We start from the raw sequence: 12,376 nt of genomic DNA on the forward strand, positions 1-12,376 counted from the left end.
CACCGGCCCGAAACCCCACGAAAGCGTTTCAATTAATGGCTGAGGCGAATTATTCCGCCGCGGCCTGAGGAGGCTCCAGCTCCGCTTCGGCCTGCTCGGTCCCGGTAGCCTCGGCCGTATCGAGCTCGACATTGAGCCCGAGCGACCGGATTTCCTTGACCAGCACGTTGAAGCTTTCCGGAATGCCCGCTTCGAAGGTGTCGTCGCCGCGCACGATGGCCTCGTAGACCTTGGTGCGGCCGGCCACGTCGTCCGACTTGATCGTCAGCATTTCCTGGAGGGTGTACGCGGCACCGTATGCCTCGAGTGCCCACACCTCCATTTCGCCGAAGCGCTGACCGCCGAACTGCGCCTTACCACCGAGCGGCTGCTGGGTAACCAGCGAGTACGGGCCGATCGAGCGGGCGTGGATCTTGTCGTCCACCAGATGGTGCAGCTTGAGCATGTAGATGTAGCCCACGGTCACCTGACGGTCGAACTGCTCGCCGGTACGGCCGTCAAAGACGGTCGACTGGCCGGAGGACTTGAGCCCTGCCCTTTCAAGCATTTCGACGATGTTGGCTTCCTTGGCGCCATCGAACACCGGCGTCGCGATCGAGACACCCTTCGAAAGGTGCTCGCCCAGACGGACGACACTGTCGTCGTCGAGGTTCGAGACGTAGTCGTCATCCGAAAATAGGTCGCCGATCTCCCGCTTCAAGGGCTTGAGGTCCCCGTTCTGCTGGTAGATGCGGACCATCTCGTCGATCTTCTTGCCCATGCCGGCGCAGGCCCAGCCGAGGTGGGTTTCCAGAATCTGGCCCACGTTCATGCGGGACGGCACGCCCAGCGGATTGAGCACGATGTCGACGGGAGTACCGTCTTCCAGGTACGGCATATCCTCGAGCGGGGTGATCTTGGACACCACGCCCTTGTTGCCGTGACGGCCGGCCATCTTGTCGCCCGGCTGGATCTTGCGCTTGGTCGCAACGAAGACCTTGACCATCTTCATCACGCCCGGCGGAAGTTCGTCACCGCGCTGGAGCTTGTCGACCTTGTCGATGAAACGCTGCTCGAGCAGACGACGGCTCTCTTCATACTGGGCATGAAGAGCTTCCATCTCGGTCATGACCTTGTCGTCTTCGACCGCGAACTGCCACCACTTCGAACGGGGCTGAGCCTCGAACATCTGGTCGTTGAGCTTGGTGCCCACGACATAGCCCTTCGGGCCAGCCGTCGCCGCCTTGCCGAACAGCATTTCCTTCAGACGCGCATAGACGTTGCGGTCCAGGATCGACTGTTCGTCGTCGCGGTCCTTGGCCAGGCGCTCGATTTCCTCGCGCTCGATGGCCATGGCGCGCTCGTCCTTGTCGATGCCGTGGCGGTTGAACACGCGCACTTCAACGACAGTACCAGCATCGCCCGGCGGAACGCGGAGCGAGGTATCGCGAACGTCAGAAGCCTTCTCGCCGAAGATGGCGCGCAGGAGCTTTTCTTCCGGCGTCATCGGGCTTTCGCCCTTCGGCGTGATCTTGCCGACCAGGATGTCGCCAGGACCGACTTCGGCACCGATGTGGACGATACCGGCTTCGTCGAGGTTCTTGAGCGCTTCTTCCGACACGTTCGGAATGTCGCGCGTGATTTCCTCGGGGCCGAGCTTGGTATCGCGGGCCATCACTTCGTATTCCTCGATGTGGATCGAGGTGAAGACGTCCTGCATGGCGATCTTTTCGCTCAGCAGGATCGAGTCTTCGAAGTTGTAGCCGTTCCAGGGCATGAACGCGACGAGCACGTTCCGGCCCAGGGCCAGATCACCCAGTTCGGTGGAGGGACCGTCAGCCACGATGTCGCCGGCTTCGACATGGTCGCCCACAACCACCAGCGGACGCTGGTTGATGCAGGTCGACTGGTTCGAACGCTGGAACTTCATCAGGTTGTAGATGTCCACGCCCGACTTGGAGGCATCCGTCTCCTCGGTGGCGCGGATAACGATACGGGTCGCATCCACCTGGTCGACGATGCCCTTGCGCTTGGCGACGATCGCGGCGCCCGAGTCACGGGCCACGACCGGCTCCATGCCCGTGCCCACGAACGGGGCCTCGGCACGCAGCAGCGGCACAGCCTGACGCTGCATGTTCGAGCCCATCAGGGCGCGGTTGGCGTCGTCGTTCTCGAGGAACGGGATGAGCGCGGCAGCCACAGACACGATCTGCTTGGGGCTCACGTCCATCAGGTCGACGAGTTCCTTGGGCGTCAGACCGTTGTCGCCGGCGTGACGGGCCAGGACCAGGTCGTCCACGAACTCGCCCTTCTCGTTGAGCTTGGCGTTCGCCTGGCCGACATAGTGCTTGGCCTCTTCCATGGCCGACAGGTACACGACCTCGTCGGTCACGTGGCCTTCCACGATCTTGCGGTACGGGGTCTCGATGAAGCCGTACTTGTTGACGCGGGCAAAGGTCGCCAGGGAGTTGATCAGACCGATATTCGGGCCTTCCGGCGTCTCGATCGGGCAGATACGACCATAGTGCGTCGGGTGCACGTCACGGACTTCGAAGCCGGCGCGCTCGCGGGTGAGACCACCAGGCCCAAGAGCCGACAGGCGGCGCTTGTGGGTGATTTCCGAGAGCGGGTTGGTCTGGTCCATGAACTGCGACAGCTGGGACGAACCGAAGAACTCCCGGACTGCGGCCGCTGCCGGCTTGGCGTTGATCAGGTCCTGCGGCATGACGGTGTCGATTTCGACCGACGACATGCGTTCCTTGATCGCGCGCTCCATGCGGAGCAGGCCAAGACGGTAGTGGTTCTCCATCAGCTCGCCGACCGAACGCACGCGACGGTTGCCGAGGTTGTCGATGTCGTCGATCTCGCCCCGGCCGTCACGCAGGTTCACCAGCGTGCGGACGACTTCCACGATGTCTTCCTTACGCAGGATGCGCACGGTGTCATCGACGTCGAGGTCCAGACGCATGTTCATCTTGACGCGGCCGACGGCCGACAGGTCATAGCGCTCGCTGTCGAAGAACAGCGAGTTGAACATGGCTTCGGCGGTCTCGACGGTCGGCGGCTCGCCCGGACGCATCACGCGGTAGATGTCGAACAGAGCGTCTTCGCGGCTCTCGTTCTTGTCCACGGCCAGCGTGTTGCGGATGTAGGCGCCCACATTGACGTGGTCGATGTCGAGGATCGGCAGTTCGTCGAAGCCCAGTTCCTTGAGCTTGTTGAGCGTCTTCTCGTCGATCTCGTCACCGGCTTCGACGTAGACTTCACCGGTCTGGAAGTTGATGAGGTCCTCGGCGACATAGGTGCCGTAGAGGTCTTCATCGACCGCGAGCAGGTGGGTCAGGCCATTCTCGGCGAGCTTCTTGGCCTGGCGGGCCGAGAGCTTCTTGCCGCCCTCATGAACCACGTCGCCGGTCTTGGCGTCGATCAGGTCATGGGTCGGCTTGGCATTCTTCATCTTTTCCCAGTTGTAGGGAACCTGCCAGCCGGTCTTGGTCTTCTCGTAGTTGAGCGTGTTGTAATAGGTGCTGAGGATTTCCTCGGCATCCATGCCAAGCGCCTTGAGCAGCGAGGTCACCGGAATCTTGCGGCGACGATCGATGCGCGCATAGACGATGTCCTTGGCGTCGAACTCGATATCCAGCCACGAACCGCGGTAGGGAATGATACGGCCGGCGAAGAGCAGCTTGCCCGACGAGTGGGTCTTGCCCTTATCGTGGTCGAAGAACACGCCCGGCGAACGGTGCATCTGGGAGACGATCACGCGCTCGGTGCCGTTCACGATGAACGTGCCGTTCGAGGTCATGAAGGGCATGTCGCCCATGTAGACGTCCTGCTCCTTGATGTCCTTGACGGAGCGGGCACCGGTTTCCTCGTCCACTTCGAACACGATCAGCCGCAGCGTCACCTTGAGCGGCGCGGCGAAGGTCATATCGCGCTGCCGGCACTCGTCGACGTCATACTTGGGCTGCTCGAACTCGTACTTCACGAACTCGAGGGAAGCGGTGTTGGAAAAGTCGGTGATCGGAAAGACCGATTTGAAGACAGCCTGAAGTCCTTCTTCCGGACGGCCGCCCTTGGGCTCGTCGACCAGAAGAAACTGATCATAGGAGGCCTTCTGGACCTCGATCAGGTTCGGCATCTCCGTGACTTCGCGAATGCGGCCGAAAGTCTTGCGTACCTTGCGGCGGCCGTTGAACGTGGTAGCCATAAAAGCTCCTCAGTTTTCTCGATGTCTCGGAGGCAAATGTCCAAAGACCCGACTATCAGCCGTCGGCTCTCGGGACATGTGCCCTGGTGTGTATTTAGTTCCGCAACTATCGCCCTACCCCTGGCGGGCGGCGACCCATCCAGCTACGCGGACGGGGAGTTGGGGCGGCGCGTCGAGCGCCACCCCGAAAGTCGGTAAGACGAACTTACTTGAGTTCGACCTTGGCGCCGGCGTCTTCCAGCTTCTTCTTGATGTCTTCGGCTTCAGCCTTCGAAGCGCCTTCCTTGATGGCCTTCGGAGCGCCTTCGACGAGAGCCTTGGCTTCGCCCAGGCCCAGGCCGGTGATGGCGCGGACTTCCTTGATGACGTTGATCTTGTTGTCGCCGAAGGAGGCGAGGATCACATCAAATTCGGTCTTTTCTTCGGCAGCGGCGGCCGGAGCAGCACCACCGGCAGCGGCGGCAACGGCGACCGGAGCGGCAGCGGAAACGCCCCACTTCTCTTCGAGAAGCTTGGAGAGCTCGGAAGCTTCCAGGACGGTCAGGGCGGACAGTTCATCAACGAGTTTGGCGAGATCGGCCATTTGAATACTCTTTCAGGTTTGTTTCAGTTCGAACCGTGGAGGGTGTCCACGTAAGGTTAGGCTGCGCTCTTGTCCGCATAAGCGGCCAACACGCGGGCAATCTGTCCGCCAGGCGCCTGGACGACCGACGCGATACGGGTCGCGGGCTGCTTGAGCATGCCGGCGAGAGTAGCGCGCAGTTGATCCAGCGAAGGCAGAGTCGCCAGGGCCTTGACGCCATCGGCATCAAGGGCGGTCGAGCCCATAGCGCCACCGAGAATGACGAACTTCTGGTTCTTCTCGGCGAACTTGGCAGCGATCTTGGGCGCTGCCACGGGATCTTCCGCATAGGCGATCAGCGTCGGGCCGGTGAACAGGCCCGAGATGTCCGCAGTATCGGTTTCCTTCAGAGCGAGCTTGGCAAGACGGTTCTTTGCGACCTTGACCTTGCCACCGACGTCGCGGACCTGCTTGCGCAGGCCTTCGAGGTCAGCAACGGTCAGGCCGGAATTCTGCGCAACGACGATCGACCCAGCGCCAGCAAAAGCTGCCTGGAGCGATTCGACGACAACGCGCTTTTCCGCTCTTTCCATGCTAGTCTCCACATACAGTCCAGCGTTGCCGCCGGACCCTTTGCCATTTGCTGCCCCCTTCCCGGATCGCTCCGGCTCGGGATGCAACGGTTACATGCCTGTCAACCGAACTCCCCGAAGGGCAGCTAGGCCTGGTTCGTACCTGAAAACCTAAAGGGCCAGACGGCCCTCGAAATCTTCTGGTCTTCCCCCCGTCTATTGCAGGCTTTGCTTTTAAGTCCGCCCGTAAAGGGTTGGGACGCCAGCAGTCTCGGACAGGTCTTAGCCGGATCGCTCCGGCTTCCCGGACGGCCCGAAGGCCGCCCGAAACTCTTGCACGCCAGCCCTTAGAGGACCGACGACGGCTCCACGTGCACGCCAGGACCCTGGCTCGAGGACACCGCAACGCGCTTGACGTAGGTGCCCTTGGCACCGGCCGGCTTGGCCTTGGTCACGGCATCGGCGAAAGCCTTGATGTTCTGGAGCAGCGCGTCTTCGCTGAACGAAGCCTTGCCGACACCAGCATGCAGGATACCGGCCTTCTCGACGCGGAATTCCACGGCGCCGCCCTTGGCAGCCTTCACGGCGCCGGCGACATCGGGGGTGACCGTGCCGACCTTGGGGTTCGGCATCAGGTTGCGCGGGCCCAGGATCTTACCCAGGCGGCCGACGAGCGGCATCATGTCCGGGGTCGCGATCACGCGGTCGAAGTTGATCGTGCCGCCCTGGATCTGGTCGACCAGGTCCTCGGCGCCGACGACTTCAGCACCGGCCTTGCGGGCCTCTTCGGCCTTGGCGTCGCGAGCGAAAACCGCAACGCGAACGGTCTTGCCGGTGCCATTGGGCAGGTTCACAACGCCGCGGACCATCTGGTCGGCGTGACGCGGATCGACGCCCAGGTTGAAGGCGACTTCGATCGACTCGTCGAACTTGGCGGTGGCACGGGCCTTCACCATCTTCACGGCTTCTTCGATGCCGTAGAGCTTCTTGCGATCAATGCCCTCGCGGGCCTTCTCGATACGCTTACCAACGTGTGCCATGATCATTAACCCTCGATCTGGAGGCCCATGGAACGGGCGGAGCCCGCGATCATGGATGCAGCGGTATCAACGTCGTAGGCGTTGAGGTCCTTGAGCTTCTTCTCGGCGATCTCGCGGATCTGGGCCTGCGTGATCGTGCCAGCCGATTCCTTGCCCGGAAGCTTGGAACCCGACTTGAGGTTCACGGCCTTCTTGAGGAAGTAGGTCACGGGCGGGAGCTTGGTCTCGAACGTGAAGCTCTTGTCCGCATAGATGGTGATCACGACCGGGGTCGGGGCACCCTTTTCCTGCTCCTGCGTGGCCGCATTGAAGGCCTTGCAGAATTCCATGATGTTGAGGCCGCGCTGACCGAGAGCGGGACCGATCGGGGGCGACGGGGTCGCCGAGCCGGCAGGCACCTGAAGCTTCAGATAGCCGGTGATTTTCTTTGCCATTTTCGTCCTTTCGAGCACCGCACTCGCGTACGGGGCCGGTTTGCCTAGTGCCCACTGTCATTGCGGGCGTTTGACGCCGTGGTGCGAAGGCTTGCCGGTGGCTGGCAGCCACCACCCTCTTCCACGGATTTGCAGCGGGGCGTTCTAGACCCTGCCGCCGTAACAGTCAGATCAAACCTTCTCGACCTGACCGTATTCCAGTTCCACGGGCGTCGGACGCCCGAAGATCGAAACTTCCACCTTGAGGCGCGAGCGCTCCTCGTCGACTTCCTCGACGACGCCGTTGAAGCTGGCGAACGGGCCGTCGGCCACGCGCACCTGCTCGCCCACCTCGAACGAAACGGAGGGCTTGGGATGCTCAACGCCTTCCTGCACCTGCTGCAGGATGGCCATGGCTTCCTTTTCAGAGATCGGCATGGGCTTGTCGCCCGAACCGAGGAAGCCGGTAACCTTGGGCGTGTTCTTGATGAGGTGGAATGCCTGGTCGGTCATATCCATCTTCACCAGCACGTAGCCCGGGAAGAACTTGCGTTCGGTGTCGACCTTGCGGCCGCGACGGATCTCGACGACCTTCTCGGTCGGAACGATCACGTCCTCGAACAGGTGCTCGAGCTTGTTCTGCGCAACCTTCTCGCGGATCGACTCGGCGACCTTGCGTTCGAAGTTGCTGTACGCCTGAACAATGTACCAGCGCTTGGCCATACCGCTCCGCCGCTCCTGCTAAATTCTTGTTTTACGTCCGCTTATCAGCGGATCGACAACATCATCTGGACCAGCCAGGCAATGATCTGATCGGCAGCCAGGAAGAAGAGGCTCGCAAGCGCCACCAGCACCAGAACCATGGCAGTCGAGATCAGCACCTCGTTGCGGCTCGGCCAGACAACCTTGCTGACTTCGCTGCGCACCTGCTGGAGAAATGTAAGTGGATTGGTGCGTGCCATATAAACGTCAGCCTCTTGGAACTTTTATCCATAGCCAAATAGCCGGGCGAGTCACTCGCACGGCTGGGAAAGGGCGATATAGAGACTTTGTTCAGCAATTGCAACAGCAGGGGGAGAGAATTTGCCCCCGGCCGGCGATTGTGATCACCCTAGCAAAAGCCCACGTCTCGTGTGGGCTCGAAACGGGCTGCACCAGCCGGCCCGCGCCCCAAGAGCAGGAGATGACCGATGTATACTCATATCCTTATCGCTACCGACGGCAGCGACCTGTCCGCCAAAGGCGTCGACCAGGGCGTGCGTCTAGCAAAGAAATTAGGCGCTGCCGTGACCATCGTGACGGTCACCGAACCCTGGGTCTCCATCGGCACCGACGCCACCTTCGGCTGGGGCGGTTATTCCAACCCGCTCGATGAATACGAGAAGGCCAGCGACGCTTCGGCCAAGGCGATTCTGACCAAGGCCAGCGAGGCCGCCGCCGCGCTCGGGGTGGAAGCCAAGACCATCCACATCCCCAATCAGTATCCCGCCGACGCCATCGTCACCGCCGCCCAGGAAAACGGCGCCGACCTGATCGTGGTCGCCTCCCACGGCCGCCGCGGGCTCGGCCGGCTCCTGCTCGGCAGCCAGGCGACCCAGGTGCTCACCCAAAGCTCCATCCCCGTACTCGTCGTCAAATAAGCGACAGCCCCAGCCGATCGAGCAGCGCGCCGACCACCGGCGCCTGCCCTTTGCTCAGCTTGCGCAGGGCCTCCTCCGGCCCGAACCACCCTGCCCTGTCCGCCTCGGGAAAGGCCTGCCGGCGCCCCGAGCGCGGCGGCCATTCAAGCTCGAACGTATTGCTGACGAGCCTTGCGGGATCGAACTCTCCTTCGCAGGCCCAGGCGCGCAGCGTCTTGTTGGAAGACAGCCGGAAGCTGCCGAGTTCCAGGAACGGCCCCACCGCCACTCCGCCCGTCTCTTCGCTGAATTCCCGGCGCGCCGCCTCCAGGGGATCCTCATCGCCTTCGCACAGGCCTTTTGGGATCGACCAGGCGCCGTCATCCTTTCGGGCCCAGAACGGACCGCCGTGATGCAGCAGGAGCATCTCGACCGCAGCCCCGTCGCGGCGGAAGAAGACGATACCGGCACTCAACATGGCGACCTCCTTCCCGTGCCAGTCACCCTGGCAGCACACACCCTCCAATAACAAAAAAAGGCGCCCCGGAGGGCGCCATCGGAGAAGGATAATCAGTCGGCGTCTACCTGGCGGTGCGCAGCATGCCCCAGCCCAGGATCGCCATGAAGGAAAGGAAAAGCGTAAGGATCGCGGTAACGGCGACGAGGCTTTCGGTCGGCATGTGAAACTCCTGATTCATCACACCCCTGATGAACCACGAGCCCTGATCGGCTTCCTTGACTTAGATCAAACTCGCGCTAGCCGCAGCGGACGAGCAGCCTTTCGAGGTCCGGCACGGTGATATCGCGCAGCCGGTCGATCCCGATGACCCCGTCCTTTTTGAGCCGGGTCAGCTGGCGCGATACCGTCTCGATGGTCAGCCCCAGAAAATCGGCGATATCGGCCCGACCGAGCGGCAGGCGGAAGGACACGCTGCCATGGTCGAGCGCCCGCGGGTTAGCGTGGGTCGCTATGAGATAGAGGAAGCTCGCGACCTTTTCGCTGGCCGACTTGCGCCCCACCGTCACGATCCACTCGCGGGCGTCGTCCAGTTCGCGAAGGGCCTGCCGCATGAGGCGGTTCTCGAGCGCCGGGCTTTCCGCCACCAGTTTTTCGAGCGCACCTCGCGGCACCCGGCACAACTCCACATCGGAAGCCGCCTCGGCGCCGAGCCGGTTCTCCGTACCGTAAAGACGGCCGAGGAAATCGGGAGCGAACTGCAGCCCGACGACCTGCCGCCGGCCATCTTCGAGGGTCTTGGTGAGCTTGATCACCCCGGACATGACATTTGCATAGGCACCCGGCTCGTCCGCCTCGCGGATAAGCTGCTCGCCCGCCTCATGCCGCACGACGCGCGTGCTGCGGGCAAGTTCGGTCAGCTGCGCCGGTTCAAGCGCGCCGCAAAGCCCCCGGTGCCGGGCCTCGCAACTGACGCAGAGCACCGGAACGCTGGAATTATGGATATCCTGACGACTGATCTCGAGACCCCATTCGCAATTCCGGCACCTTACAAGCCCCGGAACGGAAAGGCGATAGACCCCAACGCCGCACGCGCCTGGCCCAGCGCAAAAAACAACCCCGGCGCTGGGGCCGGGGTCAGGAAAGACTGTCTGGAAGCACATCCTCAACGTAGCCGCGCAAGCAAGGTTCCCGCGAAAGGCGTTTTCGCCGATCACGAAATCTCGCGCGCAATATCTAGGGCGGGAAATGTGGGATGGAGGGCCGCGGCGCGGCCTTAGTGCCTGGCAGGGGCAGAGGGACTCGAACCCACGACCCTCGGTTTTGGAGACCGATGCTCTACCAACTGAGCTATACCCCTTCAGGCGACGAACCCTCTACTGGGAAAGCCGGACTCGCGCAAGGGGTTTGGCGGGCCAACCGCGATTTGCACAGGTTCTGACGATGCCGGGAGAGGTTGGAGCGGGTGAAGGGAATCGAACCCTCGTATTCAGCTTGGAAGGCTGCTGCTCTACCATTGAGCTACACCCGCCCGCATGACTGAGCCGTATAATGGCTAAGCGCCTCGCCGCGCAAGATTGAATTGCTCCCCTTCCCCATAATGCGCACACCTCCACGCGCGCGTAGAGGCTACTCCGTGTAACCGGGTAACCTGGTGGAAACCCGGTTTCGACAAGGTCACCAAGTATAGTTGAAGTATTCATGCTAGTATGGAAGACAACGAACGAACATTAACGCGATTTAATGTTGCGTAATATTGAAGTTGCTCTGGGCGACCATATCTCTTGGGTGTTCTACAGAGAAAGGAACCAAGAAAATGTTCAAGCGTACCGCAATTGCCTTCGCCTCGATCGCCCTCCTCGCCGCCCCGGCCATGGCTTCCTCGAGCCTGACGACCGACTCCTTCAACAAGGATCACGTCATTTCGAGCCTCCAGGAACGTGGTGTGAACGTCCAGGACGCAGAACGTTGGGGCACCTTCATCCGCGCCTTCGTCAAGCAGGCCGACGGTACCGTGAAGTCCGAGCTGTTCCAGCCCAACACCCTGGCCCCGGTCACCAACCTCGCCGATGTTGGCTAACCGACGCCTCGCCCCCTGGCGCCCGGTCTCGGGCGCTCCACCAGGCTCAAGAGCGCGACCGATACTCCTATCGGCCGCGCTAGTTGTTTGTAGGTCTTCTGCGCAACCATCTGCCCAGTCCCACGTTCGGTGGGTGCATCATGGCTGCTGCCATGAGCTTGAAGATGGAGAACCTGCAATGAAGATCAGGACATTCGTGACGATTGCCGCCTTCGCTTCCACGTTGGCCATCCCCGGAATCGCTTCCGCCCAGGAAGACCACATGATCGGCGGCAAGGCAGTGCCAGCCGACCAGGTGGCCGACGTCCAGGCCAAATGCGATGAACTTCGCAAGGACAACTCGATGGCTGCCGCCACCCCTGCCGATGACGCGGCCATGTGGACTGCCGACGGCAAGATCGACGTGACCAAGCTGACGGTCGCCGCCTGCGACGAAGGCAAGTTCGCAGCCCCCGCGATGTAATCGTGCTCTGGGTGGGACGCGCCCTGCGCCTCACCCACGCCGCTGGCGCCGCTCGCGCGCCACGCCCATTCCCCCAGCGCAACCTCCCCGCTCCATCCGCGTTCATTGATGACTTTCAATGAGCGAGGCACCCATCATGGGAATTATCTGGACGATCATCATCGGCCTTGTGGCCGGCATCATCGCCAAATTCATCGTACCCGGTCCCAATGAACCGCAAGGCTTCGTGATGACCGCCATCCTGGGCATCGTCGGCGCGTTCGTCGCCACCTTCCTGGGCCAGGCGCTCGGCTGGTACGCGCCTGGCGAAGGCGCCGGCTTCATCGGCGCCATTGTCGGTGCGGTCATCGTGCTCCTCATCTGGGCCGCCCTCGCCCGCCGCCGGGCCTAGCCAACGAAATCGAAAAGGGAGAACCACAATGGCTGAAAAGCGTGGAATGCCGTCCATGCTGGCGCTGCTCGGACTTCTGGCAGTCGCCGGCTACCAGAACCGCGACAAGATCGCCCAGGCCCTGCAAGGCATGCAAGGCAACGCACCGGCAAACCCGGCTCCGGGCAACGCCCCTGCGAGCCCGGCTCCGGGCAACGCTCCGGCCCAGGGGCAGCCGACACAGGCGGGCGGTGGCCTCCTGGACGAGTTGGGCGGGCTCTTCGGCGGAGGCGCCGCGGCCGGCGGAGCCGGAACGCTCACGGGCGGCCTCAACGACCTCCTCGACAGCTTCAAGAATGCCGGCCACAAGGAAGTCGCCGATTCCTGGGTCACCCCGGGCGTCCCGACGCAGGGTCTCTCGCCCAACCAGGTGGAGACGGCCATCGGCAAGGAGAACCTCGACGAACTCTCGCGCCGCACGGGCCTGAGCTACGACGAACTCGTCAAGCGCCTGTCGAGCACGATCCCGGAAACCGTCGACCGCATGACCCCGAACGGCAATTTCCCCCAGACCGAGGACGAAGCGCGCCAGCTCCTGACCAAGGCCTAGA

The 12,376-nt window shown here is 62.4% G+C and carries 14 protein-coding genes and 2 tRNA genes; 5 read left to right on the top strand and 11 right to left on the bottom strand.

The genetic code is table 11. The features are described from left to right. Window positions 1–49: 49 nt before the first annotated feature. The 7 genes from rpoB to secE all read right to left on the bottom strand — a co-directional run bounded on the left by rpoB (window position 50) and on the right by secE (window position 7,738). Window positions 50–4,189, bottom strand: coding sequence for a DNA-directed RNA polymerase subunit beta (rpoB, locus tag FNA67_RS13385; RefSeq protein ID WP_147656342.1), 4,140 nt, complete (start codon window positions 4,187–4,189; stop codon window positions 50–52). 205 nt (window positions 4,190–4,394) lie between these two features. Next, on the bottom strand, window positions 4,395–4,772 hold the full coding sequence (gene rplL, locus FNA67_RS13390) for a 50S ribosomal protein L7/L12 (RefSeq protein ID WP_049705639.1): 378 nt from the start codon (window positions 4,770–4,772) through the stop codon (window positions 4,395–4,397). A 56-nt stretch (window positions 4,773–4,828) separates the two neighbouring features. After that, the gene (gene rplJ / locus FNA67_RS13395; RefSeq protein WP_049705640.1) at window positions 4,829–5,344 is read right to left on the bottom strand and encodes a 50S ribosomal protein L10; all 516 of its coding nucleotides are present in this window, start codon (window positions 5,342–5,344) and stop codon (window positions 4,829–4,831) included. Window positions 5,345–5,670: 326 nt separating this feature from the next. Then, window positions 5,671–6,363, bottom strand: coding sequence for a 50S ribosomal protein L1 (gene rplA, locus FNA67_RS13400; RefSeq protein WP_049708028.1), 693 nt, complete (start codon window positions 6,361–6,363; stop codon window positions 5,671–5,673). Window positions 6,364–6,368: 5 nt separating this feature from the next. Beyond that, entirely contained in the window at window positions 6,369–6,797 is a 429-nt protein-coding gene (rplK, locus tag FNA67_RS13405) for a 50S ribosomal protein L11 (protein WP_049705641.1), read from the bottom strand. 171 nt (window positions 6,798–6,968) lie between these two features. Next, window positions 6,969–7,499, bottom strand: coding sequence for a transcription termination/antitermination protein NusG (nusG, locus tag FNA67_RS13410; RefSeq protein ID WP_049705642.1), 531 nt, complete (start codon window positions 7,497–7,499; stop codon window positions 6,969–6,971). A gap of 44 nt (window positions 7,500–7,543) precedes the next feature. Then, complete coding sequence (secE, locus tag FNA67_RS13415) at window positions 7,544–7,738, bottom strand: preprotein translocase subunit SecE (RefSeq protein ID WP_049705643.1); 195 nt, start codon at window positions 7,736–7,738, stop codon at window positions 7,544–7,546. 228 nt (window positions 7,739–7,966) lie between these two features. Here secE and FNA67_RS13420 point away from each other — a divergent pair, with 228 nt between their 5' ends. After that, entirely contained in the window at window positions 7,967–8,416 is a 450-nt protein-coding gene (locus tag FNA67_RS13420; protein ID WP_147656343.1) for a universal stress protein, read from the top strand. Here the strand turns inward: FNA67_RS13420 and FNA67_RS13425 are convergent. The 4 genes from FNA67_RS13425 to FNA67_RS13440 form a co-directional block, all read right to left on the bottom strand. Next, window positions 8,409–8,873 carry an NUDIX domain-containing protein gene (locus tag FNA67_RS13425; protein ID WP_147656344.1) on the bottom strand — a complete coding sequence of 155 codons (465 nt, stop codon included), beginning with the start codon at window positions 8,871–8,873 and terminating at the stop codon, window positions 8,409–8,411. The two genes, FNA67_RS13420 and FNA67_RS13425, sit on opposite strands and share 8 nt — an antisense overlap. Window positions 8,874–9,151: 278 nt before the next feature. Continuing rightward, on the bottom strand, window positions 9,152–9,835 hold the full coding sequence (locus tag FNA67_RS13430; RefSeq protein WP_170267312.1) for a Crp/Fnr family transcriptional regulator: 684 nt from the start codon (window positions 9,833–9,835) through the stop codon (window positions 9,152–9,154). 301 nt (window positions 9,836–10,136) lie between these two features. Continuing rightward, window positions 10,137–10,212 (bottom strand) — tRNA-Trp (locus tag FNA67_RS13435). A gap of 97 nt (window positions 10,213–10,309) precedes the next feature. Next, a tRNA-Gly gene (locus FNA67_RS13440) sits at window positions 10,310–10,383 on the bottom strand. A 285-nt stretch (window positions 10,384–10,668) separates the two neighbouring features. Between FNA67_RS13440 and FNA67_RS13445 the strand changes: the two genes are divergently transcribed. The 4 genes from FNA67_RS13445 (at window position 10,669) to FNA67_RS13460 (ending at window position 12,375) form a co-directional block, all read left to right on the top strand. Beyond that, on the top strand, window positions 10,669–10,932 hold the full coding sequence (locus tag FNA67_RS13445; protein ID WP_049705646.1) for a hypothetical protein: 264 nt from the start codon (window positions 10,669–10,671) through the stop codon (window positions 10,930–10,932). A 178-nt stretch (window positions 10,933–11,110) separates the two neighbouring features. Beyond that, window positions 11,111–11,395, top strand: a complete 285-nt coding sequence (locus FNA67_RS13450) for a hypothetical protein (protein WP_049705647.1) — start codon at window positions 11,111–11,113, stop codon at window positions 11,393–11,395. Between the two features lie 136 nt (window positions 11,396–11,531). Then, window positions 11,532–11,786 carry a GlsB/YeaQ/YmgE family stress response membrane protein gene (locus FNA67_RS13455; protein ID WP_147658205.1) on the top strand — a complete coding sequence of 85 codons (255 nt, stop codon included), beginning with the start codon at window positions 11,532–11,534 and terminating at the stop codon, window positions 11,784–11,786. Window positions 11,787–11,814: 28 nt separating this feature from the next. Then, window positions 11,815–12,375, top strand: coding sequence for a YidB family protein (locus FNA67_RS13460; protein WP_147656345.1), 561 nt, complete (start codon window positions 11,815–11,817; stop codon window positions 12,373–12,375). Window position 12,376 lies beyond the last annotated feature (1 nt).

Source organism: Youhaiella tibetensis (genome assembly GCF_008000755.1).
In the GTDB taxonomy this organism is placed as follows: domain Bacteria; phylum Pseudomonadota; class Alphaproteobacteria; order Rhizobiales; family Devosiaceae; genus Paradevosia; species Paradevosia tibetensis.

Bases quoted from the DNA above. Each gene is read 5' to 3' on its own strand.
- FNA67_RS13445 (WP_049705646.1), top strand. From the start codon at position 10,669: ATGTTCAAGCGTACCGCAATTGCCTTCGCCTCGATCGCCCTCCTCGCC.
- rplK (WP_049705641.1), bottom strand. From the start codon at position 6,797: ATGGCAAAGAAAATCACCGGCTATCTGAAGCTTCAGGTGCCTGCCGGC.
- rplL (WP_049705639.1), bottom strand. From the start codon at position 4,772: ATGGCCGATCTCGCCAAACTCGTTGATGAACTGTCCGCCCTGACCGTC.
- nusG (WP_049705642.1), bottom strand. From the start codon at position 7,499: ATGGCCAAGCGCTGGTACATTGTTCAGGCGTACAGCAACTTCGAACGC.
- rplA (WP_049708028.1), bottom strand. From the start codon at position 6,363: ATGGCACACGTTGGTAAGCGTATCGAGAAGGCCCGCGAGGGCATTGAT.
- FNA67_RS13425 (WP_147656344.1), bottom strand. From the start codon at position 8,873: ATGTTGAGTGCCGGTATCGTCTTCTTCCGCCGCGACGGGGCTGCGGTC.
- rplJ (WP_049705640.1), bottom strand. From the start codon at position 5,344: ATGGAAAGAGCGGAAAAGCGCGTTGTCGTCGAATCGCTCCAGGCAGCT.
- FNA67_RS13460 (WP_147656345.1), top strand. From the start codon at position 11,815: ATGGCTGAAAAGCGTGGAATGCCGTCCATGCTGGCGCTGCTCGGACTT.
- rpoB (WP_147656342.1), bottom strand. From the start codon at position 4,189: ATGGCTACCACGTTCAACGGCCGCCGCAAGGTACGCAAGACTTTCGGC.
- FNA67_RS13455 (WP_147658205.1), top strand. From the start codon at position 11,532: ATGGGAATTATCTGGACGATCATCATCGGCCTTGTGGCCGGCATCATC.
- FNA67_RS13450 (WP_049705647.1), top strand. From the start codon at position 11,111: ATGAAGATCAGGACATTCGTGACGATTGCCGCCTTCGCTTCCACGTTG.
- FNA67_RS13420 (WP_147656343.1), top strand. From the start codon at position 7,967: ATGTATACTCATATCCTTATCGCTACCGACGGCAGCGACCTGTCCGCC.
- secE (WP_049705643.1), bottom strand. From the start codon at position 7,738: ATGGCACGCACCAATCCACTTACATTTCTCCAGCAGGTGCGCAGCGAA.